Source organism: Thioclava marina (assembly GCF_002020135.1).
Classification (GTDB): Bacteria; Pseudomonadota; Alphaproteobacteria; order Rhodobacterales; family Rhodobacteraceae; genus Thioclava; species Thioclava marina.
Genome location: NZ_MPZS01000003.1, coordinates 299,192 through 323,732, shown reverse-complemented (window position 1 = coordinate 323,732; position 24,541 = coordinate 299,192). Strand labels below are relative to the sequence as shown.

At 65.9% G+C, this 24,541-nt stretch carries 24 protein-coding genes; 14 read left to right on the top strand and 10 right to left on the bottom strand.

Annotated elements, in window-relative coordinates; translation table 11 throughout:
* Positions 1-47 precede the first annotated feature (47 nt).
* Positions 48-1,427, bottom strand: a complete 1,380-nt coding sequence (locus BMG00_RS15815) for an L-serine ammonia-lyase (protein ID WP_078575007.1) — start codon at positions 1,425-1,427, stop codon at positions 48-50.
* 149 nt (positions 1,428-1,576) lie between these two features.
* On the opposite strand from BMG00_RS15815, the gene BMG00_RS17945 reads away from it, so the two are divergent.
* The 7 genes from BMG00_RS17945 (at position 1,577) to BMG00_RS15780 (ending at position 9,157) form a co-directional block, all read left to right on the top strand.
* The gene (locus tag BMG00_RS17945; protein WP_078575006.1) at positions 1,577-2,272 is read left to right on the top strand and encodes a Hint domain-containing protein; all 696 of its coding nucleotides are present in this window, start codon (positions 1,577-1,579) and stop codon (positions 2,270-2,272) included.
* A 139-nt stretch (positions 2,273-2,411) separates the two neighbouring features.
* A complete protein-coding gene (gene rpiA, locus BMG00_RS15805) occupies positions 2,412-3,197 on the top strand; it encodes a ribose-5-phosphate isomerase RpiA (RefSeq protein WP_078530753.1) in 786 nt (261 codons plus the stop codon).
* A 696-nt stretch (positions 3,198-3,893) separates the two neighbouring features.
* Entirely contained in the window at positions 3,894-5,246 is a 1,353-nt protein-coding gene (gene gorA, locus BMG00_RS15795; protein WP_078575004.1) for a glutathione-disulfide reductase, read from the top strand.
* 55 nt (positions 5,247-5,301) lie between these two features.
* A complete protein-coding gene (hflK, locus tag BMG00_RS15790; protein ID WP_078530751.1) occupies positions 5,302-6,459 on the top strand; it encodes an FtsH protease activity modulator HflK in 1,158 nt (385 codons plus the stop codon).
* Complete coding sequence (hflC, locus tag BMG00_RS15785; RefSeq protein ID WP_078530750.1) at positions 6,456-7,367, top strand: protease modulator HflC; 912 nt, start codon at positions 6,456-6,458, stop codon at positions 7,365-7,367. The genes hflK and hflC overlap by 4 nt, the downstream gene beginning before the upstream one ends.
* Positions 7,367-7,558: a DUF2065 family protein gene (locus BMG00_RS17420; protein WP_093470167.1), complete on the top strand. Its 192-nt coding sequence runs from the start codon at positions 7,367-7,369 to the stop codon at positions 7,556-7,558. Before hflC ends, BMG00_RS17420 begins: the two co-directional genes overlap by 1 nt.
* A gap of 135 nt (positions 7,559-7,693) precedes the next feature.
* Complete coding sequence (locus tag BMG00_RS15780) at positions 7,694-9,157, top strand: DegQ family serine endoprotease (protein ID WP_078575003.1); 1,464 nt, start codon at positions 7,694-7,696, stop codon at positions 9,155-9,157.
* A gap of 47 nt (positions 9,158-9,204) precedes the next feature.
* Here BMG00_RS15780 and BMG00_RS15775 read toward each other — a convergent pair whose 3' ends face one another.
* The gene (locus BMG00_RS15775) at positions 9,205-10,443 is read right to left on the bottom strand and encodes an MFS transporter (RefSeq protein WP_078575002.1); all 1,239 of its coding nucleotides are present in this window, start codon (positions 10,441-10,443) and stop codon (positions 9,205-9,207) included.
* Between the two features lie 106 nt (positions 10,444-10,549).
* Positions 10,550-11,110 (bottom strand): peptidoglycan-binding domain-containing protein, encoded by a 561-nt coding sequence (locus BMG00_RS15770; protein WP_146642675.1) that lies wholly within the window; start codon positions 11,108-11,110, stop codon positions 10,550-10,552.
* 157 nt (positions 11,111-11,267) lie between these two features.
* Between BMG00_RS15770 and BMG00_RS15765 the strand changes: the two genes are divergently transcribed.
* Together BMG00_RS15765 and BMG00_RS15760 are read left to right on the top strand one after the other, a co-directional pair.
* Positions 11,268-11,591 (top strand): 2Fe-2S iron-sulfur cluster-binding protein, encoded by a 324-nt coding sequence (locus BMG00_RS15765; RefSeq protein ID WP_078530745.1) that lies wholly within the window; start codon positions 11,268-11,270, stop codon positions 11,589-11,591.
* Positions 11,591-12,349: an FG-GAP repeat domain-containing protein gene (locus BMG00_RS15760; RefSeq protein WP_078575000.1), complete on the top strand. Its 759-nt coding sequence runs from the start codon at positions 11,591-11,593 to the stop codon at positions 12,347-12,349. The genes BMG00_RS15765 and BMG00_RS15760 overlap by 1 nt, the downstream gene beginning before the upstream one ends.
* Here the strand turns inward: BMG00_RS15760 and BMG00_RS15755 are convergent, their stop codons facing one another.
* Positions 12,350-12,619: a DksA/TraR family C4-type zinc finger protein gene (locus BMG00_RS15755; RefSeq protein ID WP_078574999.1), complete on the bottom strand. Its 270-nt coding sequence runs from the start codon at positions 12,617-12,619 to the stop codon at positions 12,350-12,352.
* A gap of 196 nt (positions 12,620-12,815) precedes the next feature.
* Here BMG00_RS15755 and purU point away from each other — a divergent pair, with 196 nt between their 5' ends.
* A complete protein-coding gene (gene purU / locus BMG00_RS15750) occupies positions 12,816-13,712 on the top strand; it encodes a formyltetrahydrofolate deformylase (RefSeq protein WP_078530742.1) in 897 nt (298 codons plus the stop codon).
* Here the strand turns inward: purU and BMG00_RS15745 are convergent, their stop codons facing one another.
* Positions 13,713-14,249, bottom strand: coding sequence for a 5-formyltetrahydrofolate cyclo-ligase (locus tag BMG00_RS15745; protein ID WP_078530741.1), 537 nt, complete (start codon positions 14,247-14,249; stop codon positions 13,713-13,715). It lies immediately after the preceding gene.
* Positions 14,246-15,631 carry a magnesium transporter gene (mgtE, locus tag BMG00_RS15740; protein ID WP_078574998.1) on the bottom strand — a complete coding sequence of 462 codons (1,386 nt, stop codon included), beginning with the start codon at positions 15,629-15,631 and terminating at the stop codon, positions 14,246-14,248. The genes BMG00_RS15745 and mgtE overlap by 4 nt, the downstream gene beginning before the upstream one ends.
* Before the next feature lie 144 nt (positions 15,632-15,775).
* Here mgtE and guaD point away from each other — a divergent pair, with 144 nt between their 5' ends.
* Positions 15,776-17,059 carry a guanine deaminase gene (guaD, locus tag BMG00_RS15735; protein WP_078574997.1) on the top strand — a complete coding sequence of 428 codons (1,284 nt, stop codon included), beginning with the start codon at positions 15,776-15,778 and terminating at the stop codon, positions 17,057-17,059.
* 9 nt (positions 17,060-17,068) lie between these two features.
* On the opposite strand, the gene BMG00_RS15730 is transcribed toward guaD, so the two are convergent.
* From BMG00_RS15730 to BMG00_RS15715, 4 genes are all read right to left on the bottom strand, one after another.
* Complete coding sequence (locus tag BMG00_RS15730) at positions 17,069-18,274, bottom strand: ABC transporter permease (RefSeq protein WP_078530738.1); 1,206 nt, start codon at positions 18,272-18,274, stop codon at positions 17,069-17,071.
* The gene (locus BMG00_RS15725) at positions 18,274-18,978 is read right to left on the bottom strand and encodes an ABC transporter ATP-binding protein (protein ID WP_078530737.1); all 705 of its coding nucleotides are present in this window, start codon (positions 18,976-18,978) and stop codon (positions 18,274-18,276) included. Before BMG00_RS15725 ends, BMG00_RS15730 begins: the two co-directional genes overlap by 1 nt.
* Entirely contained in the window at positions 18,975-20,225 is a 1,251-nt protein-coding gene (locus BMG00_RS15720; protein WP_078574996.1) for an efflux RND transporter periplasmic adaptor subunit, read from the bottom strand. Before BMG00_RS15720 ends, BMG00_RS15725 begins: the two co-directional genes overlap by 4 nt.
* 161 nt (positions 20,226-20,386) lie before the next feature.
* Positions 20,387-21,577 (bottom strand): MFS transporter, encoded by a 1,191-nt coding sequence (locus tag BMG00_RS15715; protein WP_245795061.1) that lies wholly within the window; start codon positions 21,575-21,577, stop codon positions 20,387-20,389.
* A gap of 220 nt (positions 21,578-21,797) precedes the next feature.
* Between BMG00_RS15715 and BMG00_RS15710 the strand changes: the two genes are divergently transcribed.
* The 3 genes from BMG00_RS15710 (at position 21,798) to BMG00_RS15700 (ending at position 24,457) form a co-directional block, all read left to right on the top strand.
* Positions 21,798-22,964: a M24 family metallopeptidase gene (locus BMG00_RS15710; protein WP_078574995.1), complete on the top strand. Its 1,167-nt coding sequence runs from the start codon at positions 21,798-21,800 to the stop codon at positions 22,962-22,964.
* Positions 22,961-23,701 carry a maleate cis-trans isomerase family protein gene (locus BMG00_RS15705; protein WP_078574994.1) on the top strand — a complete coding sequence of 247 codons (741 nt, stop codon included), beginning with the start codon at positions 22,961-22,963 and terminating at the stop codon, positions 23,699-23,701. The genes BMG00_RS15710 and BMG00_RS15705 overlap by 4 nt, the downstream gene beginning before the upstream one ends.
* Before the next feature lie 81 nt (positions 23,702-23,782).
* Positions 23,783-24,457, top strand: a complete 675-nt coding sequence (locus BMG00_RS15700) for a class I SAM-dependent methyltransferase (RefSeq protein WP_078574993.1) — start codon at positions 23,783-23,785, stop codon at positions 24,455-24,457.
* The last annotated feature ends 84 nt before the right edge of the window (positions 24,458-24,541 follow it).

Below are 24,541 nucleotides of genomic sequence, written 5' to 3'. Positions count from 1 at the left end.
CGGGGCTGGTCGCCCCGGGCGGGTTCAAGCAAGGGCGGGCGGCACCCTCAGCAATTCGGCACGTTCACCGCTAGCCCACCGAGGCTCGTCTCCTTGTAATGCTCGTGCATGTCGCGCCCCGTCTGGCGCATCGTCTCGATCGCGGCGTCGAGCGGCACGAAATGCGTCCCGTCCCCGCGCAGTGCCAACGAGGCCGCCGAGACCGCCTTGATCGCGCCCAAGCCATTGCGCTCGATGCAAGGGACCTGCACCAGCCCTTTCACCGGATCGCAGGTCATGCCGAGGTGATGCTCCAGCGCGATCTCGGCCGCGTTCTCGATCTGCTCAGGGCTTCCGCCCAGCACGGCCGCCAGCCCCGCCGCCGCCATCGCCGCCGCCGAGCCGACCTCGGCCTGACAGCCACATTCCGCCCCCGAAATCGAGGCGTTGGTCTTGATCAGCCCCCCCACCGCGGCCGCGGTCAGAAGGAAATCGGGGATCTTGGCCGAGGACGCGGTCGGCACATGATCGAGCCAATAGCGGATCACCGAAGGCAGCACGCCCGCCGCCCCGTTCGTGGGCGCGGTGACGACCTGCCCGCCCGCAGCGTTCTCCTCATTCACCGCCATCGCATAGGCCGAGATCCAGTCATTGATCTGATGCGGCGGCGCGAGGTTCTGCCCCCAATCGGCCTTCAGACTTTCATGGATCGCCTTGGCGCGGCGCTTCACCCGCAAGCCGCCCGGCAACTCGCCCTCGGTGCTCAGACCACGCTCCATGCAGTCGCGCATCGTGGCCCAGATCTTCGCGAGCCCTGCGTCGATCTCCTCCTGGCTGCGGAACCGCGCCTCGTTGCGCCGCTTCATCTGCGCGATCGAAAGCCCCGAGGCATGGGCCATCGCGAGCATTTCCTCGGCGGTCTTGAAGGGAAACGGCACCGGGCTCGGCGCGTCGCGGGCGGCATCATCCACGGCGGCCAGCTCGGCCTCGGTGCGCACGAAGCCGCCGCCGATCGAGTAATAAACCTCGTGCATCAGCACGTCGCCCTGCGCGTCGAGCGCCTCGATCACCATGCCGTTCGCATGGCCCGGAAGCGGCACGTCATAGTCGAAGATCAGATCGCGCGCGGGATCGAACGCCAGCGGCGGCAGCCCCTCGGGTTTCAGCACGTGATCGCGAGCATTCGCCACCAGCACCTTCTCGGCGTAGTCATTGTCATAGCTCTCGGGCTCGATCCCGGCGAGCCCTAGGATCGAGGCGCGATCCGTCGCATGTCCCTTGCCGGTGAAGGCCAGCGAGCCGTGCAGTCGCACCCGCACCCCATGCGCGGAGAAGGGCGAGGCACGCAGAGCTTTCAGAAATCGCGCGCCCGCCACCATCGGCCCCATCGTATGCGACGAGGACGGCCCGACGCCGATCTTGAAGATATCGAAGACGCTCAGAAACATGCCGCACTCCCTGCCCTGTCCCGCCCAGACTGGCGCGGGCAAGGCGCGAGTGACAGCCCCAAAACGACCTTGGCGAGACAAAACCAACATCGTTGACGCGATCTTCACCCTTTGCGCGAAGATTGACGTCGGGCTGGCTGGAGGCTGCAATGGATGTCTGGGGCGATGAAAGTTGGACGGGCGATGCCCTGTGCGTCCCCGCGCAGGGGCATGGCATATCCGAAAGGCGCGATAACCGTGCGAAGACCTGGGACAGCGGCTTTGCGCGCGGCACGCGAATGGCGACGAAGGCAGGTGCCTGCGCGGTCGAGGATCTGAAACCCGGCATGCGCCTTCTCACCGCCGATCACGGGTATCGCGACCTGCTTGGGGTGATGCCACGGCCGGAATTGGCAGTCACGACAATCCGGATCGCCGCCGGAGCCCTCGGAAATGAGCGCGCGCTGACCCTCCCGCCCCGCCAACGCCTCGTCTTGCAGGCTGGTCGCGGGATGCGTCACGGGCGCGAGGTTCGCATCGCGGCACAGGATCTCCTGGGAAGACCCGGCATCACCCGCGCGGAAGAAGCAATCGACACCTGGTGGCAGCTGCGTTTCAAACGAACAGAGATCGTCTTTGCCGAAGGGCTGCGCGTCGAAAGCCTCCGGTCGGGGGTGCGCGACCTTCGCGTCCTCGCGCGGCACGCTTCTCCCCTCGCCGCGAATGGAGAGACCGCCCTTCGCCCAGTCGGCGCCATTGCGCGCGATACATGCGCATTGCAGGTTCAGCCTGCCAGCCCCTCTCCTTCCCAAGCGCGTCCCACCCTGCCACGTACCGGAGGGATCGCCCGTTTTCTGGCGGGCTGACTTCGTGCACGACACCTCGCGATGCCCCGCCCCTCGCGTCCGATTTGCGACAGAGCCGCACCGCGCACCAGAAAGCCCCTCGCGCCTCCGCGCGCGATTGCCTATAAGCGTCGCGAAATGCTGCTTCATGGAGTGACCGATGGCTGCCGACCTCTCCCCGATCGACAAGGCGAAATTCGCCGCTGCCCGCTGTGCCGTTGACCTTATCGAGGACGGGATGCGCGTGGGCCTCGGCACCGGCTCGACCGCTGCGTGGATGGTGCGCTGCCTAGGCGAGCGCGTCCGCGAGGAAGGGCTCAAGCTGATCGGCGTGCCCACCTCGACCCGCACCGCCGATCTCGCCCGCCAGGTAGGCATCGAGGTGGTGACGCTCGACGAGGCGAAATGGCTCGACATCACGATCGACGGCGCCGACGAGTTCGACCCGGACCTGAACCTGATCAAGGGCGGCGGCGGCGCGCATCTGCAAGAGAAGATCGTCGCGACCGCCTCGGACCAGATGGTCGTGATCACCGACGCCTCGAAGGAAGTGAGCCATCTGGGCGCCTTCCCGCTGCCCGTCGAAGTCGTGCCCTTCGGCTGGCAGGTGACCCGCGCGCTGATCGAAGAACTGCTTGATTCGATGGATGTTCTGGGCCGCCAGACCTCGTTGCGCCTCAATGGCGAGCAGCCCTTCATCAGCGATGAGGGCAATTACATCGTCGACCTGCATCTCAACCGCATCGGCAATCCGCGCCAGTTGGCGCTGGTGCTCAACCAGATCCCTGGCGTGGTCGAGAACGGGCTTTTCATCGACATCTGCGACAAGGTCATCATCGGTGGCACCGATGGCCAGGTCGAGATCCGCGACATCAACGAGGGCACGATCGCCAATGAGCAGATCGAGTTCGTCGAGGATGAAAACATCTTCCGCGACCTGGACTGATCCGACCTGAACGGTCGATGCGAGACGCATGCGTCTCGCGATCGGCGGCGCGGATTACATGTAGAGCGAATGCGCAGCACAGCCATGCGCGTTCGCCGCCCGTAGCGCGGCACTACGAGGCACATCCTCGGGCCGCGCCGCGACGGGATTGCGGTTCGAACGATCCACCGCCCGCGCCTCCTGTTGAGCAACGAGCAGCCGGGCATTGCGCAGCCCTGCGGGCTGACCGGCCGCCACGCTGACAGGGAGCAGATCTTGCCCCCCAGCGCCACGATCCCGCAGCACAATGTGAAAACGATGCGTCGGGTCTGCAAACCGGCCCTCAGCAGAGCTATCGGCTGGACGCGGGCGACACGACAGCACACGTCTTAGTACACCTGCGTCTCACCGACCTGCCTCCACCGTTTCGAACCCGGCGTGACATGAGGCCGCGCCCGAGCCCGCTCTCATCCCCCTTCTTCCGGTTCAGTCGACGACCCGGCCAATATCACCTTCGGCACCCGAACCCCCATCTCTGCCTAGGGACTACGAGCAGCCCGAGCGACGCACGAAAATTTCACCTGACCCCGACCCGTCTCAGGGAGGCCGAAAACCTCGCGCTTCGCATAGCGGAACCGATCCGCCGTGCCCCGTGGCTTGCCGATGGCGGCGCGGAGCGCTAACCAAGGGACGCAGGATTTTCAGGAAGGGCGCGCCATGAGCTTCGACTACGACCTTTTCGTCATCGGCGGCGGCTCGGGCGGGGTGCGTGCTGCGCGCATCGCCTCGACCCACGGCGCGAAGGTCGCGCTGGCCGAGGAATACCGCATGGGCGGCACATGCGTGATCCGTGGCTGCGTGCCCAAGAAGCTGATGGTGTTTGCCTCCACCGCCCCCGGCGCGGTGGAAGAGGCCCGCGCCTATGGCTGGGAAGCGGCGGTCGGCGCCTTCGATTGGACGGGTTTCCGCGCCAGGCTCGACGCCGAACTCGACCGGCTCGAGGCGATCTACCGCAAGGGCCAGCAGGGCGCGGGCGTCACCGTCTATGACCAGCGCGCCACCGTCGCGGGCCCGCATGAGGTGCGCCTCGCCGACGGCACCACCGTCTCGACCAAGCATATCCTCGTGGCGACCGGCGGGCGGCCCTTCGTGCCCGAGTTCGAGGGCTGCAAGCATGTGATGACCTCGAACGAAATCTTCAAGATGGAGCATCTCCCCGAGCGCATCCTGATCGTCGGCGGCGGCTATATCGCCTGCGAATTCGCCTGCATCCTCAACGGTCTGGGCGTGAAGATCACGCAATATAACCGCTCGCCCCTGCTGCGCGGCTTCGACAGCGAAGCGCGCGACCTGATCGTGGATCAGATGGCGGCAGGCGGCATCGACATCCATACCCATGTGGTGATCTCGAAGATCGAGAAGGACGGCGCGGATCTCGTCGTCACCTGCGGCGATGGGCGGGTCGATCGGTTCGACGCAGTGCTCTACGCCACGGGTCGGGTTCCCAACACCGATGGGCTCGGGCTCGCGGAGGCCGGTGTGACCCTGGGCGAGCGGGGCGAAGTGATCGTCGATCAATGGTCGCAGACCAATATCCCCTCGATCTACGCGGTGGGCGATGTGACCGACCGCATCAACCTTACCCCGGTCGCGATCCGCGAGGGCCATGCATTCGCCGATACCGTCTTCGGCGCGCATGCCCGCCCCTCCGATCACGAGCTCGTGGCTTCGGCCGTGTTCACCCAGCCCGAATTCGGTACCTGCGGGATCACCGAGGAAGAAGCCGAGGAGCGCGGCAATACCGAAGTGTATGTCTCGAGCTTCAAGCCGATGCGCTCGGGCTTTGCCGGATCGGACGCGCGGGTGCTGATGAAACTGATCGTCTGCCGTGAGAGCCGGAAGGTTCTGGGCTGTCATATCGTGGCCCCCGAAGCGGGCGAAATGATACAGATGGTGGCAATCGCAATGAAGATGGGCGCGACGAAGGAACAGTTCGACGCGACCTGCGCCGTGCATCCCACGATGGGCGAAGAGCTCGTAACCATGCGGAACCCGGTGCGACATTATTGAAATCGTGAAACGAATACCCAAGTCACCGACAAGATAACGGAAAGGTGAGGACCATATGAGCAATGGAGGCCCCTGGGGTGGCGGCGGTGGCGGCGACGACCGCAATGACGACCGCGAAGACAAGCGCCCCGGTCAGCGCCGCCCCGGTGAGGGCGGACAAATCCCCGAGATCGAGGAATTCATGCGCAAGGGCTCCGAGCAGCTCAAGGTGCTGATGGGTGGCAAGGGCGGCGGCAGCCGTCCCGGCAGACCCGCGGGCGGCGGCTCTGGTGGCCCCTTCCCGACCAAGATCGCCGTGGTGGTCGGCCTCGTCGCGGTCGTCGCGATCTGGCTGGGCTCCTCGCTCTACAAGGTGAACCCCGAAGAACGCTCGGTCGAACTGATGTTCGGGCGCTATTACGCGACCAAGGGTCCGGGTCTGAACCTCGCGCCCTGGCCCTTCATCACCTACACCAAGGTTCCGGTGACGCGCGAACAGACCGTCGATATCGGCTCGGGGCGTGCGGGCACGAACGATACTGGGCTGATGCTCACGGGCGACCAGAACATCGTGGATCTCGAATTCCAGGTGGTCTGGAACATCAACGATCCGGCGAAATACCTGTTCAACCTGACCGACCCGCAGGACACGATCCGCGCGGTGTCGGAATCGGCGATGCGCGACATCATCGCGCGCTCGAACCTCGCGCCGATCCTGTCGACCGCGCGTGGTGAGATCGCAGCCGATCTGCGCGAAGCGGTGCAAAATACGCTCGACAGCTATGACGCGGGCATCAACATCGTGCGCGTGAACTTCAACCGTGCCGACCCGCCGCGCGAAGTGATCGACAGCTTCCGCGAAGTGCAGGCCGCCCAGCAAGAGCGTGACCGCCTTGAAAAGGAAGCCGACGCCTATGCCAACAAGGTGACGGCAGGCGCACGCGGTGAGGCCGCCCAGCTCAAGGAAGAGGCCGAGGGTTACCGCGCCAAGATCGTGAACGCCGCTGAAGGTGACGCCGCGCGCTTCACCTCGATCCTTGCGGAATACGAGAAGGCACCGGACGTGACCAAGCGCCGTATGTTCTACGAGACGATGGGCCAGGTGCTCTCGGGCGTGGACAAGGTCGTCGTGGACACCAAGCCGGGTGACGGGGGCGTCGTGCCTTATCTGCCGCTCGATCAGCTGCGCAAGAGCACCCCCACGACCAACAGCAACACCGGAGGGAACAACTGATGCGCGGACCTATCGCACTTGCCGTTCTCGTCATTCTCGTCGCGCTGGGGCTGAATTCGGTCTTCGTGGTGGACGAGCGTGAGAAAGCTCTCGTGCTGCGCTTCGGTGAGGTGCAGCAGGTCAAGACAGAACCCGGTCTCGGCTTCAAGATCCCCGTGGTCGATACGGTCGTGAAATATGACGACCGGATCCTGAGCCTGACCACCCAGCCGCTCGAAGTCACCCCCGAGGACGATCGTCGTCTCGTGGTGGATGCTTTCGCACGCTGGCGCATCGTCGACGTGGTGAAATTCCGTGAGGCCGTGGGCGCGGGTGGCGAGCAGATCGCCAAGAACCGCATCGACGGCATCCTGAACAACGCGATCCGCGAAGTTCTGGGCTCGGTTCCCTCGACGGCCGTGCTGTCGGATGACCGCACCCCGCTGATGAACCGGATCCGCGATCTGGCGCGGCGCGAGGCCTCCTCGCTGGGCGTCGACGTGATCGACGTGCGCCTGACCCGCACCGACTTGCCCGAGCAGAACCTGGCAGCGACTTACGGCCGGATGCGCGCCGAGCGTGAACGTGAGGCCGCAGACGAGCGCGCCCGCGGCGCCGAGGCCGCGCAGCGCGTGCGCGCCACCGCCGACCGGACCGCAGTCGAGGTGACCTCGCAGGCCAAGAAGGAAGCCGAGATCGTGCGCGGTGAAGCCGATGCGCAGGCGAACAAGATCTATGCCGACGCTTACGGCAAGGATCCCGAGTTCTTCGCCTTCAACCGGGCGCTACAGTTCTACGCGCAGTCGATGAAGACGCAGACCTCCTCGCTGGTGACCCAGCCGGACAGCCTCTATTTCGACTATGAACGCTTCCTGCGCTCGATCGGCGAGAAGCCGGGCGCCGGGGTCGCGAACGCGGCTGGCCAGTGATGGCGATGCTCTTGACCGGTCTTGGACTGGTCCTTGTGATCGAGGGGCTGGCGCTTGCGCTGGCCCCTTCTCGTATCGAGGAGGCGCTGGATCTGTTGCGCGCCATGACGCCCGGCCAGCGCCGGATGCTGGGCCTTGCGGGACTGGCGGCGGGCGTGGCGCTCCTCTGGGCGATCCGTCTCTGGGGCTGAGATCGCCCCCCTGCGACGGAATTTCCCGCTTGCGGGGAACGTAAAAACTTCCCATCCGGCATCCCCGCTCCTACATTTCAATCAAACGAGAGGAATACGCTGGCCCTGCCGCCGGCGGAGCCAAGGGAGTGCCACATGAATTTCTTCACCAGACCCGGATCCTCGCTGCGTGCCGGGATGGGCGCGGCCATGCTTGCCGTCGCGCTCGCCTGCGCCCCGCTTGCAGGCCCCGCCTATGCCCGCGGCGCGCCGGAGAGCTTTGCCGAGCTGGTCAATCAGGTCTCGAACTCGGTCGTGAACATCACCACGTCGACGACGGTGGCGGCGCCCACGGGCAACATTCCCAATTTCCCGCCCGGCTCGCCCTTCGAGGATCTGTTTCGCGATTTCGGCCTGCCCGGCCCCAACGGCCCGAACGGACGCGGCGCACCACGGCGGTCGAACGCGCTCGGCTCCGGCTTCGTCATTTCGGAAGACGGCTATATCGTGACGAACAACCACGTCATCGAGGATGCCGACGAGATCGAGATCGAGTTCTTCTCGGGCAAGCGGCTCGATGCGACGCTCGTGGGCACCGACCCCAAAACCGATATCGCGCTGCTGAAGGTCGAAAGCGACGAGCCCCTGCCCTTCGTCACCTTCGGCGATTCCGACAAGGTCCGCGTTGGCGACTGGGTGATGGCGATGGGCAACCCGCTCGGCCAGGGATTCTCGGCCTCGGCGGGCATCATCTCGGCGCGCAACCGCGAGCTCTCGGGCAGCTATGACGACTATCTGCAAACCGACGCGGCGATCAACCGGGGCAACTCGGGTGGTCCCCTGTTCGACATGGAGGGCGAAGTCGTCGGCGTGAACACCGCGATCCTGTCGCCCAATGGCGGCTCGATCGGGATCGGCTTCTCGATGGCCTCGAACGTGGTCTCGAAAGTGGTCGACCAGCTCAAGCAATTCGGCGAGACCCGCCGCGGCTGGCTTGGGGTGAAGATCCAGGACGTGACGCCCGACATGGCCGAGGCGATGGGTCTTGAGACGCCCGAGGGCGCTCTGGTCTCCGAGGTGCCCGAAGGGCCTGCAAAAGAGGCCGGGATCGAGGCGGGCGACGTGATCACCTCCTTCGATGGCGGCGAGGTGAAGAGCACCCGCGATCTCGTGCGCCGCGTGGCCGATGCGCCGGTGGGCGAAAAGGTCCGCGTGACGGTGCTGCGCGATGGCGAGAGCAAGACGCTTCTGGTGACGCTGGGCCGGCGCGAGCTGGCCGAGGGCGAAGAACCGCCCAAGGCGGTGCAGGCCCCGCAGGAGGTCGAGAAGGACATGCTCGGGCTGACGGTGACGCCGCTCACGGACGAGCTGCGTACCGAGATGGGCCTGACCAAGGATGCACAGGGGCTCGTGATCAAGTCGATCGACGAGACCTCCGCCGCCTATGAAAAAGGTCTGCGCGCGGGCGATCTGATCACCGAGGTCGGCCAGAAGCCCGTCTCCTCGGTCGATGATTTTGAAGAGCGCGTGCAGGCGGCGAAGGATGCGGGGCGCAAATCGGTGCTCTTGCTGATCCGCCGTGGTGGCGAGCCGCGTTTCGTGGCGCTGCCAGTCGAGTGATCAGCGAAACCGAATGACACGGAAAGGCGCCCCCCGGGGCGCCTTTTTCATGGGCGGACCTCACGCGCGCGCACCCGCCACGATGCCAGCGTCAACACCGCAGCGGCAATCACGCACCACGTCGCCATGCCGAACATCTGCGTGGGGAGATCCACCCCCATATCGATGAGCACACCGGTGATCCCCGGCCCAACCGCGGTCGAAAGCACCATCGCCGCGACCACGAGCGCCCGGATACCGCCGAGGTTCTTCACCCCGTAGACCTCGGGCCAGAGCGCCCCCATCAGCGTCCCGGTGAACCCGTTCGAGACCCCGAGCAGCGCCATGAACGCATAGACACCCCAGACCGGCGTGACGGCGGCCACGCTCAGCGAAGCCAGTGCCAGCGGGATCAGCACGAAAGGCAACAGCCGAAGCGCCCCGAACCGGTCGATCAGCCCGCCGCAGACGAAACCGAAGCCCACCGTGGCCACCGACATCACCGGGAAAGCCGCAGCAAAAGCCAGATCGGAATAGCCGCGCAGCTCTGTCAGGTAGCCCTGATGAAAGAAGATCACCGTGGCGATGAAAGGTGGCGCGAGCAGACCGGCCAGCAACATGTAGAAGACCGGATCGCGGATCACCTCGGCACGGGTCCAGTCGCGCGCGGTGCTGGCGGTGCTCGATTGCGCTTCTGCGGCAAGCGGCACGCGCTCGACCTTCATCAGCGTCACCACCAGCGGCAACGCGATCCCCACCAGCAGTCCCGCCGACAGCCACCAGGCCAGTTGCCACGTCCCGCTCGCCTGATCGACCAGCACGACGATCACCGGAAGCACCGCCGATCCGAAGGGCTGGCCCGGGACGATCAGCGACATCGCCTTGCCGCGACTGGCAATGAACCAGCGCCCGATCTCGGTGAAGGCGATCTCGGTCATCATGCCCTGCCCAAAGAGCCGCAGCATGTAGATCGCGAGCGTAAGCACGACCAAATTGGGCGCCAAAGTGATCCCGATGCAGGCCAGCGCCAGAAGCGGAATGGTGAAGCGCACCACCTTCCAGCCGGGCATCAGGTCAAGCGTACGCCCCAGAAAGGGCAGCGTCGAGGCCGAGGCGAGCGTGGCCAGCATGTAGAGCGCACCGAAAGCTCCGCCCGATAGACCGAAGCTCGCCCGGATCTCGTTTCCGGACAGGCCGATGAAAAAGGTCTGCCCGAAAGAGGAAAACAACGTCAGCAGGAAGCCCGCCGCCAGCCAGCGGGCATTGTCGCGCAGAAAACGCAGGTTGCTGTCGAAAAAGCCGGACATCAGGGTTCAAAGAATAGGTGAATTCATCCCGTTTAGAGACGAGCCCGCCCGCCGACACAAGCCCCGCCCCCGCCAGCATTGGCGAAATCGCGATCCACCGGGTCGCTCAATTGCCCCAGATATACAGTCCCAGCTCCTGCGCCGCGCGCACCGAAAGCGTCGGGCTGTCGAGCCCGCGCGGACCCTGATAGGCAGAGATCGCGCGCCCCGTCGCCGGGTCGAGCTTGCCGTCGGCCGGCCCGGAATAGAGCCCGCGCACCTTCAGCGCACGTTGCAGCATCGCGACGAATCCGGGCGTCAGATCCCCCGAACAGACCGATTGGAAATAGCGTGCGCGCGAGGCCTCGACGATGCGCTGCGCGCTGACCTCCCGATAGACGGCAGGCTGCGTGATCTCGCCTGTCCCGGGATCGCGCTGCTCGGGCACGACCTGCACCTGTTCGGTCACCGTCTCCACCGTCGCGGGCGCTTTCAGCTCGGCATAACAGCCCTGCGCGTCATCGGCGGGTTTGCGTTCCATCAGCACCTCGGAAAGCGTCTGTGCGGGCGGACGGGAGGGCTTGCCTTGCGACGCGGTCTCTTCCTGACATCCCGCAAGCGCAAGGAGACCCGTGAACACCAGTGCCACGCGCCCGGCCCTGCGGGTCGATGAGGTATCATGGCTCACGCGCTGCTCCTTTGCCTGCCTGCCCGCGAGATTAGCGCAATCGCGCCGCGCGGCAATCCCCGGCCGCCCCCCTCTGGTCAAACTGGGCAAAGAGGCTTAGATCGGTTTCGTCCGGCGGCGACCGGCACGGAATTCAGCGATGAAGAGGCCCCGAGAAATGGCGAAAATCACCTATGTCGAATTCAACGGCACCCGTCACGAGATCGACGTGAAGCCCGGGATGACCGTCATGGAAGGCGCGCGCGACAATGGCGTGCCCGGCATCGACGCGGATTGCGGCGGCGCCTGCGCCTGCTCGACCTGCCATGTCTATGTCGACAAGGACTGGGTGGAAAAGCTGCCGCCGAAGGACACGATGGAAGAGGACATGCTCGATTTCGCCTATGAGCCCGACCCCGTCACCTCGCGCTTGACCTGCCAGATCAAGGTCACCGACGACCTCGACGGGCTCGTCGTCAACATCCCCGAAAAGCAGATCTGATGCTGCGCGCGGCGTTCACGACCCTGTTGCTGATCGCCGCCGCCCCGCCCGTTTGGGCCGAGGTCTCGGTCACGGCGCGCTATGCCGATCCGACCGATCGCTACGGGCATGACGCGCTCGGCCCCGGGCAGGAATTCGCCACGCTCTTCATCGAGATTGCCCGCAAGGCGGGACCGGAAGGCGGGCTGTTCAGGGGTCGGAGCACCCTCACCTATCGCCTGCCCGCCGATGCGGACATGGTCTTTGAGGACACCGCGCCGCGCATCGCCGATCTCGATGGCGACGGGCTTCCCGATGTGGTCGTGGTGCAGTCCAACCTGAAACGAGGTTCGCGCGTGTTGGTCCTGAGCGCGAAGGACGGCGCGCCTGCCTATCTCGCCTCCACCCCCTTCGTCGGCGAGCCGAACCATTGGGTCGCCCCCATCGGGATCGCGGATTTCAACGGCGACGGCCATCAGGAGATCGCGCTGATCGACGCCCCGCACAGGCTGGGCATCCTGCGCCTCTACCAGTTCGAGAATGGCACGCTGCGCGAGGTTTTCTCGGGCGGCAAGCTGACCAATCACCGTTTCGGCGCGGACCGGATCATGGGCGGCGTGCGAGATTGCGGCGAAGGCCCTGAAATGATCGTGGCGAGCTTCGACTGGTCGCAGCTGCGCGCGATCCATCTGGATGCCGAGGCCAATGTGATATGGAAAAGCCTCGGGTCCGACACCTCGCCCGCCGCCTTCGACAAGGCGATGGCCTGCGCGCTCTGATCACTTCAGCTGGCTGTCCTTCGAGCCGCGCCGGTTGATGCCCGCATGCGGGGCGCGGCGCGCATCGCGCTCGGAGGCGCACTCCACGCACAGCTTCACCCCGGGGATCGCCTCGCGCCTCGCCTGCGGAATCTCTTCGCCGCAATCGGCGCATTCCGTGAGGCTCTCGCCCACCGGGCCGCGCCGCGCCTTCAGCCGGTCAAGCTCGTCGCGGATCGAGGCTTCGATCTGCTCGCTCACCGCTCCGTCTTTCGCCCAGCCGCCTGCCATGAACGCCTCCTGCGCCGATCACGCGAATCTAGCGCGCCTGCGCCCTTGGGTCAAAATCTCGCATCACTCTCGCACCACGCCGCTTTTTCCCCCCGCGCCGTCGCTTTCCCGTCAGCTTGCGGGCGTGCAAACCCCGATTGTGCCTCCAGCCCGCGCGGGGTAAGCCAACGCGCGAAGATGCGAAAGGACGCCAGCCATGACCGAGACCGCCAAAGCCTACGTTCTCACCGTTGCCTGCCCCTCGACGCGGGGGATCGTCGCGGGCATTGCCAATGTGCTGGCCGATCAGGGCTGCAACATCACCGACTCGCATCAATATGACGACCCGAAGACCGGGCAGTTCTTCATGCGTGTGAGCTTCGTGTCGGAAAAGGGTGCCGATGCGGACGCGATCCGCGCCGCCTTCGAGCCCGTCGCAACGGATTTCCAGATGGACTGGGCGGTGCGCGATGCCACCGAGAAGATGAAGGTCCTGCTGATGGTGTCGAATTTCGGCCATTGCCTGAACGACCTGCTCTATCGCTGGCGCATCGGCGCGCTGCCGATCGAGATCGTGGGCGTGGTCTCGAACCACATGACCTATCAGAAGGTCGTCGTGAACCACGACCTGCCCTTCCACCACATCAAAGTGACGAAGGAGAACAAGCCCGAGGCCGAAAAGCGCCTGCTCGACGTGGTCGACGAGAGCGGCGCCGAGCTGGTCGTTCTGGCGCGCTACATGCAGATCCTCTCGGATGCGCTGTGCCAGAAGATGTCGGGCCGGATCATCAACATCCACCACTCCTTCCTGCCGAGCTTCAAGGGCGCGAACCCCTACAAGCAGGCCTATGAGCGCGGCGTGAAGCTGATCGGGGCGACCTCGCACTACGTGACCGCCGATCTCGACGAGGGTCCGATCATCGAGCAGGACACCGTGCGCGTCACCCATGCGCAGAGCCCCGAGGATTACGTCTCGCTGGGTCGCGATGTCGAGGCGCAGGTGCTGGCGCGCGCGATCCACGCCCATGTGCAAAGCCGCGTCTTCCTCAATGGCAACAAGACGGTGGTCTTCCCGGCTTCGCCCGGCGCCTACGCCTCCGAGCGGATGGGCTGATCAGAAGCGGCGCACGCCCGCCTCGGTCACGATCATGTCGAGCGGCTGGTCGGTCGGCTCGGTCGGCACCTGCGGCACTTCCTGCGCCGCGAAGGCAAAGCCGATCGCGGTGACCGGGCCGCGGGCGCGCAGGCCCTCCAGCGTGCGGTCGTAAAAGCCGCCGCCATAGCCCAAGCGATAACCGAGCGCATCGAAGGCCAGGAGCGGCACGATCAGCACCTCGGGGATGATCTCCTCGCCATTGGCCGGGACATGCGCGCCATAAGCGCCTTCGATCATCTCGGTTTCGGGGCTCCAGCGGTGAAAGACCAGCGGCTGCCCCTGCCCCATCACGACCGGCAGGCAGAGCGGCCCGCCATGGGCCACCATCGCCGGGCGCGGATCGGGCTCGGTTCGGATCGGCCAGTATCCTGCCAGAACCTTGCCCGCAAAGGGCTCCAGCGCCGCCGTCAGCGCTCGCGTAGCCGCGCCATCATCCGCCGCATGCGCCACCTTTCGCGCGGCGAAGGCATCCTTGCGGGCGAGGTCCTTGCTCACAGCAGCAGGACCGAGGCGAGCCCGAGGAAGGCGAAGAAGCCCACCACATCGGTCATCGTGGTCACGAACGTCCCCGAGGCCAGCGCCGGGTCAGCCCCCAGTTTCTCCAGCGCCAACGGGATCAGAATACCCGAGAGCGCCGCGACGACGAGATTGATCACCATCGCCAGCCCGATCACGATCCCGAGCTGCGCGCCCGAGAACCAGAAGGCGGCCACGATCCCCATCACCAGCGCAAATGCCAGCCCGTTCAACAGCCCCACGACCGCCTCGCGTCGCACAACGCGCCAGACGTTGCTCTCGGTGAGGTCACGCGTCGCGAGCGCGCGCACCGCAACGGTCAGGGTCTGCGTGCCCGCATTGCCCCCCATCGAGGCCACGATCGGCATCAGCACCGCCAGCGCCACGAGCTGCTGAATCGTGCCCTCGAAAAGCGAAATGACCCCCGAGGCCAGAATCGCCGTCAGCAGGTTCACGAAGAGCCAGGGCAGTCGCTGGCGAACGGTCTCCATCACCGTATCCGAGATTGCCGATTCCTCGCCCACACCGGCCAGACGCAGGATGTCTTCCTCGTGCTCTTCGTCGAGCACGGACATCGCGTCGTCGATGGTGATGACGCCGACGAGCCGGTCATCCTCGTCCACGACCGGGGCCGAGATCAGGTGATACTGGTTGAACGCATAGGCGACGTCGCCCTCTTCCTGATAGGCCGAGATCGTGCGGAATTCCTCTTCGCAGATATCGATCAGCTTCGAGGCGCGCGGAGCCGAGAGGATCCGTCCGAGGGTGATATTGCCCAGCGGATGATAGGCCGGATCGACAAGGATCACATGGTAAAACTGGTCGGGCAGCCATTCGGCCGAGCGCAGATAGTCGATCGTCTCGCCCACCGTCCAATGTTCGGGCGCGGTGACGACTTCGCGCTGCATGAGGCGGCCGGCGGAATATTCGGGATAGGCGAGCGATTTCTCGACCGCGGCACGGTCCGGCTCGTCGAGCGCTTCGAGGATGGCCTCCTGCTGCGGCTCTTCGAGGTCTTCGATGAGATCGACCACGTCATCGGAGTCGAGCTCGCGCACCGCCTCGGCCAGAACTTCCGGCGGCAGGCTTTCAAGCACCTCTTCGCGAATGCCCTCGTCGATCTCGGTGAGGATCTCACCGTCGATCTCGCGCCCCCAAAGGCGCAGGATCGCGCGACGCTCGCTGCCGGAGACCTGTTCGAGAAGGTCGGCGATATCGGCCGCGTGGAGCGGTTCGAGCAGTGCGCTCAGCCTCTCCGCGTCACCCTGCTCGGCGGCATCGAGGATCGCCTCGACGACCTCCCCGTCAAGCCGGTAGTCCTCTTCCTCGCGGTCATGTTCTTCGGCAAGTGCTTCGGCCATGTCGCCCCCATTCCGATCGCGCGGAAAACATAGACGAATTCGCGCGGATGGACAGGGGGCGCGCGGAAAAAACCGGTCCGCTCCGCCAGAGATTTACCTTGTCGCGGCGTCGCCCTAGCATGGTGCGTCGGACAGGAGAGAGTAATGGCTGAGCTGCATCTGGGTCAGGTTCTGGAATATCGCGGAGATGCGCTGGTCGAGGGGCCCGAGGCGGTCACCCATCGCCGCCATGGCGCGCTGCTCATCGAGGGCGGCAAGATCGCGGTCGTCGGCGAGGCCGATGAACTGCGCGCGGCCCACCCCCAAGCGCGCGTTACCGATCACGGAGCGAATCTCCTTTCGCCGGGGTTCATCGACGCGCATGTGCATTATCCGCAGACGGCGATCATCGCGAGCTGGGGCAAGCGACTGATCGACTGGCTCAATCACTACACCTTCCCCGAGGAGATCTCCTTCGCCGATCCCGCCCATGCGACGCAGATCGCCAATCTCTATCTCGATCTCGCGCTCGAGAACGGCACCACGACGATGTGCAGCTATTGCACGATCCATCCGGGCAGCGTCGACGCCTTCTTCACCGTCGCACAGGCGCGCGGAATGCGGGTGGCGGCGGGCAAGACCTGCATGGATCGCAACGCCCCCGACGGCCTGCGCGACACGCCGCAATCGGCCTATGACGACAGCAAGGCGCTGCTGGGGCGCTGGCACGGGGTGGACCGGCTGTCCTATGTGATCACGCCGCGCTTTTCGCCCACCTCCTCGGCCGATCAACTGGCCGCGCTCGGGGCGCTTTGGGCCGAACACCCCGACTGCCTGATGCAGACCCATCTGTCCGAGCAGGTGGACGAGATCGCCTGGGTACACGAGCTTTACCCGACCGCGCGCGACTATCTCGACACCTATGAGACCTATGGGCTTCTCGGCCCGAACGCGCTTTACGGCCACGCGATCCATCTCGAGCCGCGCGAGGCCGACAGGATCCAGGAGGTGGGCGCGGCGCTGATCCATTGTCCGACCTCGAACACCTTCATCGGCTCGGGGCTCTTCGATTGGCCCAAGAGGCTGGCGGAGGGGCAGCGGATCGGACTTGCGACCGATACCGGCGGCGGGTCGAGCTTTTCGATGCTGCGCACGATGGCTGCGGCCTATGAGATCGGCCAGCTCACGCACAAGCCGCTCCATCCCGCCCAGCTCTGGTGGCTCGCCACCCAAGGCTCGGCGCAGGCGATACGGATGGGCGACAGGATCGGCGCGCTGGCGCCCGGCATGGAAGCCGATTTCATCGCCGTCGATCTCGCCTCGACCCCCGCCATCGCCCAACGCGCGGCGCGTGCCGAGGATATCTGGGAAGCGATCTTCCCGACGATCATGATGGGCGATGACCGTGCCATCGCCGGCGTCTGGACGCTGGGCGAGAAGCGGCGCTGAGCGCGCGCCTCACTGGTAGTGCAGCGCCTCGATCGGATCGAGCCGGGCCGCCGCACGGGCCGGGAAATAGCCGAAGACCATGCCCACCACCGCCGAGAAACCGAAGGCCAGCGCAATCACGTCGAGGCTGGGCGAGAACGGGATCGCCATGATCTGCGCCGCGACATAGGCGAGCCCGAGCCCCGCAAGGATGCCGATCACGCCCCCGAGAAGCGAGAGCACCACCGCCTCGACGAGGAACTGCATCAGCACCTGGCTTGCCTGTGCGCCCACCGAAAGGCGGATGCCGATCTCGCGGGTACGCTCGGTCACCGAGACCAGCATGATGTTCATGATCCCGATGCCCCCCACAAGCAGGCTCACCGCCGCGACCGAGGACAGCAGCCCCGTCAACACCGAGTTGACCGAGTTCAGCATCGAGGCGAGTTCCTTCATGTCATTGACCGAGAAATCATCCTCCTCGCCGATGGCGATGCGGCGGCGGTCGCGCATCAGGGTCTTGATGTCCGAGATCGCGCGCTCGGAAGACACACCGGAGGCGACCGTCATCGAAATGGAGGACACGTCCTGGCTGCCCAGAAGTCGACGCTGCACGGTGCGCACCGGCATGATCACCAGATCATCCTGATCCTGCCCGAAAGAGCCCGCCCCCTTGGCGACCAGAAGGCCGATCACCTCACAGGAGATGGATTTGATGCGGATCTTCTCGCCCGTGGGATCTGTCGAGCCGAACAGCGCGGTGCGCACCGTCTCGCCGATGATGCAGACATTCGCTCCGCTACGATCCTCGGCGGTCGAAAAGCTGCGTCCGCGTGCGATCTCCCAGCCGCCGATCTCGAGATAGGCCGAGGTCGTGCCGGTGATCGTGGTGGAGCGGTTTGAATTGCCGTAAACAGCGGTTTCCGAACTCGAAACAGTCGGAGCGACCGCGGAGAGAGAGGTCAGATCCTGAAGCGCCTCGACATCCGCGAGCTTGAAGGACGGGGCGTTGTCGCGCGCCCCCGGCCCCATCATCTGCGCACCGGGACGCAGCACCAGAACGCTTGTGCCGAGCGATTCCACATTGGCCGAAACCTGCTCGGACGAGCCCTGCCCCACCGTCACCATCGCGATCACCGCCGCGACGCCGATCACCACGCCGAGCACCGTCAGGAAGGAGCGCAGCGCATTGCGGGTGATCGCGGTGAGTGCAAGGCGAACCGTTTCCCAAAGCATCACGACGCCCTTTCCTGCATCAACTCGTCACGCACGACCTTGCCATCGGTGAAGACGACCAGCCGCGAGGCATAGGCGGCCATGTCTTCCTCGTGGGTCACCATGACGATGGTCAGCCCCGCCTCGCGATTGAGCTTCTGCATCAGTTCCATGATCTCGACGCTGCGTTTCGTGTCGAGGTTGCCCGTGGGCTCGTCGGCGAGCATCACCATCGGCTCTCCCGCGAGCGCCCGCGCGATCGCCACCCGCTGTTGCTGACCGCCCGAGAGCTGCGAGGGCGTATGATGCTCGCGCCCTTCGAGCCCGACGCGCTGCAGCGCCTCACGCGCCCGCACCAGCCGCTCGGCCTTGCGCTGGCCCTTGTAGATCAGCGGCAGTTCGACATTCTCGATCGCGGTTGTGCGCGGCAGAAGGTTGTAGCCCTGAAAGACGAAACCGAGGTAGTTGCGGCGCAAGAGCGCGCGCTGGTCCTGATCGAGCGTCGCCACCTCGACCCCGTTGAAGCGGTAATGCCCGCCACTCGGACGGTCGAGACAGCCGATGATGTTCATCGCCGTCGACTTGCCCGACCCCGAGGGCCCCATGATCGCGACGAACTCTCCTTTCTCCACGGTCAGATCCACCCCGTCGAGCGCGCGCACCAGCGCCTCACCCGAGCCATAGGTTCGCGTGATGCCTTCCAGCTCGATCAGAGGCGGGCTCATTGCGCGCCGTCCCGCTGGTCGGTGATCACCTGATCGCCCTCGGCCAGATCCCCCTCGGTGATGATCGTGAGTTTGCCGTTGGACGCTCCGGGCGTGACCGCCACTTCGACCGGGGTCCCGTCGCGCAGCACCCAGACGGATTTGCCCGTCGCGGTCGCGCTGTCCGATCCGGGCCGGGACGGCATGATCAGCCCGATCAGTCCGCCCGCGCCATTGCCCGTATCCTCGACCACCTGCGGCGGCGCGTAGCGCAAGGCCGCATTGGGCACCAGAAGCGCGCCGGTTTCTTCATCGACGGTGATCGTCGCGGTGGCGGTCATGCCGGGACGCAGCATCATCTCGCCGTTATCCACGGCAAGAACGCCTTTGTAGGTGACCACGTCATCGGTGGTTTCTGGCGCATAGCGCACCTGAGTGATCGTCGCGGGAAAGATCTCTCCGGGATAGGCGTCGACGGTGAAGCTGGCCCGGTTGCCGACCTCGACCTGCCCGATATCGGCCTCGTCGATATCGACCAGAAGCTGCATCTTGCTCAGATCCTCGGCCAACGTGAAAAGCGTCGGGGCAGAGAGCGACGCCGCCACGATCTGCCCGGCCGAAACGTCGCGATCCAGCACCACGCCCTTGATCGGGGAACGGATCACCGTCTTTTCCAGATCGTCCTTTTCCATCGCGAGATTGGCTTCGGCCAGGGTGAGCGAGGCCTGCGCCGCCTGAACCGCGGCCACCGCCCGGTCACGCGTGGCAACGTAGCCCACGAAATCGCTGTGGTTCACCACCCCACGCCGCTCAAGCTCGGCCTGCGCGTCGTAAAGCTCGGTTGCCTCGCGCTGCGTGGCTTCGGCCTGCAAAAGCTCTGCCTTCGCCGCGGCCAGAGCGGCCTCGGCATTCGCGACCTGCGCATTGAATTTCGTGTCGTCGAGACGGGCGAGAACCTGCCCCACCTCGACCGCATCGTTGTAATCGACCTCGATGCTCGCGAGCGTGCCCGAAAGCTCGGAAGAAACCTCGACCTCGGTCGTCGGCTCGACCGTGCCGGTTGCGGTCACCGTCACCGTCAGGTCACCGCGCGTGACGGCCTCGGTCACGTAAGTCACGCCCCCCGATTGCTGGGAACGCGCGAGCCAGAACCAGGCCCCCGCCGCGCCGAGCACTGCGACCACAACGACCGCCCAGAGCCAGCCCCTCTTGCGGTGCTTGGCCCCTGCGAGCATCCGTTCGATCTCTTCGCTGCTTCGATCCGCCATCTGGGTCGTCCTTCACTCGTCGCGCCATCGCCGCATCCTGAACGATGCTCTGGATTGATACGTGTGACAATCAGAGCTCCGTCGCAGCACGAACGCATTGAGGCAGAACAACTTAGTCTTGAATAGAAGGTATGTTCCCAGCGAATGGCTGAAAACCCGGATTACCTGGCCGGCGCCTTGGCTGCGGCCTTTCCGTCGAGGCGATGGCGCAGCGGCAGCAAACTCAGAAGCGCCATTCCCGCGAACCCCGCTCCGGCAAGGAAGGTCCATTGCGGGCCCCACACCTCCCAGAGCGCGCCCGCGACCACGCTTGCCACCAGAAGCGCGATCCCGGTAACGAGGTTGAACATGCCGAACGCGGTGCCGCGCAGCTCGGCCGGGACCGCCTCGGCCACCAGCGTCGAGAGCAGCCCCTGCGTGAACCCCATATGCACACCCCAGAGCAGCACGCCAACCGCAAGGTTCGTGATCCCGCTCGAGAGTGCCAGCACGACATCGGCCGCGATCAACAGACAAAGACCCACGATCAGAAGCCAGACCCGACCGATGCTGTCTGAGAGCACCCCGACCGGATAAGCGGTGAGCGAATAGACGAAATTCATCCCCACGAAGACCAGCGGCACCAGCATGATCGGCACGCCTTCGCCCTCAGCACGCAGGATCAGGAAGGCCTCGCTGAAACGTGCCAGCGTGAAGAGCGTCGCCACCACCACGACCCACCAGTAGACCCCGCCCAGGAGTTTCAGCTCGGAAGGCGCGAGCGGGTTGCGCACCCGGCGGAGCCCCTCGGGGCGCGCGGGCTCCTTCACCGCGAACAGGATCAGCCCCAGCGAGAGGAAGGCCGGGATCACCGCAACCCAGAACACGGCACGGAAATTGTCGGAGAACAGCCACATCAGCAAGATCGCGGCGAGCGGGCCCACGAAGGCGCCGACCGTGTCGAGCGACTGGCGCAGCCCGAAGGCCGCGCCGCGCAGCCCCTCGGGCGCGAGATCGGCCACCAGCGCGTCGCGCGGCGCGCCGCGAATACCCTTGCCGACGCGGTCGATGAAGCGCGCCGCGACCAGCCAGCCGAAGCTGGGCGCGAGCGGAAAGATCGGTTTCGTCACGGCGGCAAGCCCGTAGCCCAGCGCCGCGAGCAGCTTGCGCTGCCCGATCCTGTCCGACAGCGCGCCGGAGAAGACCTTGGTGATCGCGGCAGTCGCCTCGGCGATCCCCTCGATCACGCCGACCGCCAGTGTCGAGGCGCCAAGCCCCACCGTCAGATAGACCGGCAAAAGCGCGTGGATCATCTCGGAGGAGACATCCATGAAAAGCGAGACGAAGCCGAGCGCCCAGATCCCTGCGGGCAATGACCTTTTGTCCGATGCGTGTGGATTTCTCACGCGCGCTCCTTTCCATGAGCCCGACGGTCGCGGGCACGGCCCGCTGTCGCGATGCGCTATCGTGGCGCGTAAACGGGCAATGGCAAGCCTTTGGAGGCAGTCTCTCTACCGAAGAGGTCGAAAAGCACACACACAGTCGCGTGATCCGCGCTAGGGTTCGCGGGGTGACAGCGAAAGGCGCGACGGCATGACCGAGAAATCCCTGATCTTTCCCGCGCAGGAATATCGCGACCGCGTCACGCGGCTGCAAGCGGGGATGGCTGCGGGCGGGCTCGACGCGCTATTGCTGAGCGCGCCCGCCGATATTTTCTACACGGCCGGGTTTCTCACCCGTTTCTGGGAGAGCCCCGCCCGTCCGTGGTTCGTCGTTGTGCCGCAATCGGGCGAGCCCGTGGCGGTGATCCCAGCGATCGGGGCCGAGCTGATGGGGCGCTGCTGGATCCCGCAGATCCGCACATGGGACGCCCCCGATCCGCGTGATGACGGGGTGAGCCTGCTGGCCGGGACGCTGGCGGATCTGGTGCCCGAAAGCGGACGGATTGGTCTGCCGATGGGATTGGAGACGCATCTGCGCATGCCCTTGGCCGATTTCGAGGCCCTGCGCACCCGCCTCGCCCCGCGCGCCCTCGTGGACGCCACCGCCTGCGTGCAGCGGGTGCGCGAGATCAAGTCCGAAGCCGAGATCGCGAAGATCCGCACGAGCTGCGAAATCGCTGCGCGCGCGTTCGATCGGGTGCCGGAATTTGCCCGAGCGGGGCGGAAGCTCGACGCCGTGTTCCGCGATTTCCAGATCGCACTGCTCGACGAGGGCGCGGATTGGGTGAGCTATGTCGCGGGCGGAGCCGGGTGCGATGGTTATGGCGATGTGATCTCGCCCGCCGGCCCAGAGCCCTTGCGCCCCGGCGATGTGCTGATGCTCGACACCGGCGCGGTGCGCGAGGGCTATTTCTGCGATTTCGACCGCAACTGGGCGATCGGTCCCGCCTCGGATTGCGCCCGGCGCGCCAATGACGCGCTCTGGCAGGCGACCGAAGAGGTGATCGCCACCCTGCGCCCGGGTCACCGGGCCTGCGACGTCCATGCGATGCTCTGCGCCGGGCTGCGCCGCCATGGTGCCACGCCCTCGGGCGGCAGGCTCGGCCACGGGCTCGGGATCACTCTGACCGAATGGCCCTCCTTCACGCCTCTCGACACGACGCCGCTGCGCGCGGGCATGGTGCTTACGCTGGAGCCGGGCTGCGAGACGCGCGACGGGCATATCCTCGTGCATGAAGAAAACATCGTGCTGCGCGAGGACGGGGTCGAGCTTCTGTCGCGCCGCGCGCCCGCAGAATTGCCGGAGATCGTCGGATGAGCGCCTTTCCCTATGAGTTGTTCGAAGAGGCCCTGCCCCGGCTCGGTCTTGTGGTGCTTCAGGTCGATGAGACGATCGAACAGGATTTCCGCCGTCTCTTTCCGCCCGAAGCGGCGCGGATCCATGTCAGCCGCGTGCCTTCGGGGGCCGAGCTGACCCCCGACACGATCGCCGAGATGGAGGCCACGCTACCTGCGGCGGCCGCGCTACTGCCCCCGGCCGCCCGGTTCGATGCGGTGGGCTATGCCTGCACCTCCGGCACGACGCTGATCGGGGCCGCGCGTGTGGCGGAGCTTGTCTCGGGTGCAGTGCAAAGCCGCGCCGTGACCGATCCGCTCAGCGCCGCGCTGGCGGCCTGCCACGCGCTGGGGCTGGAGCGTGTGGGGATCGTCTCACCCTATATCGCCCCGGTCGCGGGGCCGATCCGGCAGGCCTTCGAGGCGGCGGGGCTGACCGTCCCCGACACGCTCTCCTTCGGTGAAGAGGTGGAGGCCCGCGTGGCCCGGATCGCGCCCGCCTCGATTGCCGAGGCCGCGCGCACCCTCGCCCGTCGCAACAGGATCGACGGGGTCTTCCTGTCCTGCACCAACCTGCGCACGCTCGATATCATCGCCCCGCTCGAGGCCGAGCTGGGAATGCCGGTGCTCAGTTCGAACCAGGTGCTCGGCTGGCACATGGCGCACCTGTCGGGCGCACGGATCGCGGCGGCGGGTCATGGAAGGCTGCTTGCGACTTGACCCGGCGCGTGATCAGCCTTGACGCAACAGCGCAAGGCGCGCATTGGACGCCATCTGGTCCTTGCCCGAAAGCGCCGCACGATGTCCCACAACCCTTACGAAGCGGCCGGTTTCTACGATGCGGCCATTGCCGCGGGGCGTCATCGCGCCGTGGTGGGCGGACGTTGGGACGAGACCGGGCGCATCCAGATGGAGGTGCTGCGCGCCGCCGGATTGCAGCCACATCATTACCTTCTCGATATCGGGGCCGGATCGCTGCGGCTGGGCTGCAAGGCGGTGCCCTATCTCGAGCCCGGTCACTATTGGGCCACCGACGCCTCGCGTGCGATCATGCTCGCGGGCCATCGCGAAGAACTGGCCGAGCCGGAAAGGCTCGATCCCGCCCAGCTGATCGAGGATCCCCGTTTCGAGTTTCCGGGTATCCCGCAGACCATCACCCATGCGATCGCCTTCGCGGTCTTCCCGCATCTGCCGATGGCTTACCTGCGCCGCGCGCTCACCAACCTGCGCCAGTTCGAGCGGCTGGAGCGGTTTCTCTTCACCGTGTTCCTTGCCCCCGACGCCGTGCAGGCCGCGCACCCCTATCGCCAGCCCGACGGGGTGGTCACCCATGACATCCGACCGCCCTATCATGTGCTGGCCGACGACGTGGAACATCTCGCCCGCTGCACCGGATGGCAGGTGGCGCGCCACGCGGTGATACTGCCGCGCGGTCAGGTGCTCTACAGTGCTACGCGGCAGGCCGCCGAGGACTGAGCGTCGGGCCACCTTCAGGCCGAAAGCTCGGGGCGCAGCGTGGGGCCGGAACGCCCCTTCCGTTCGCCGCGATCAGACCGCCGC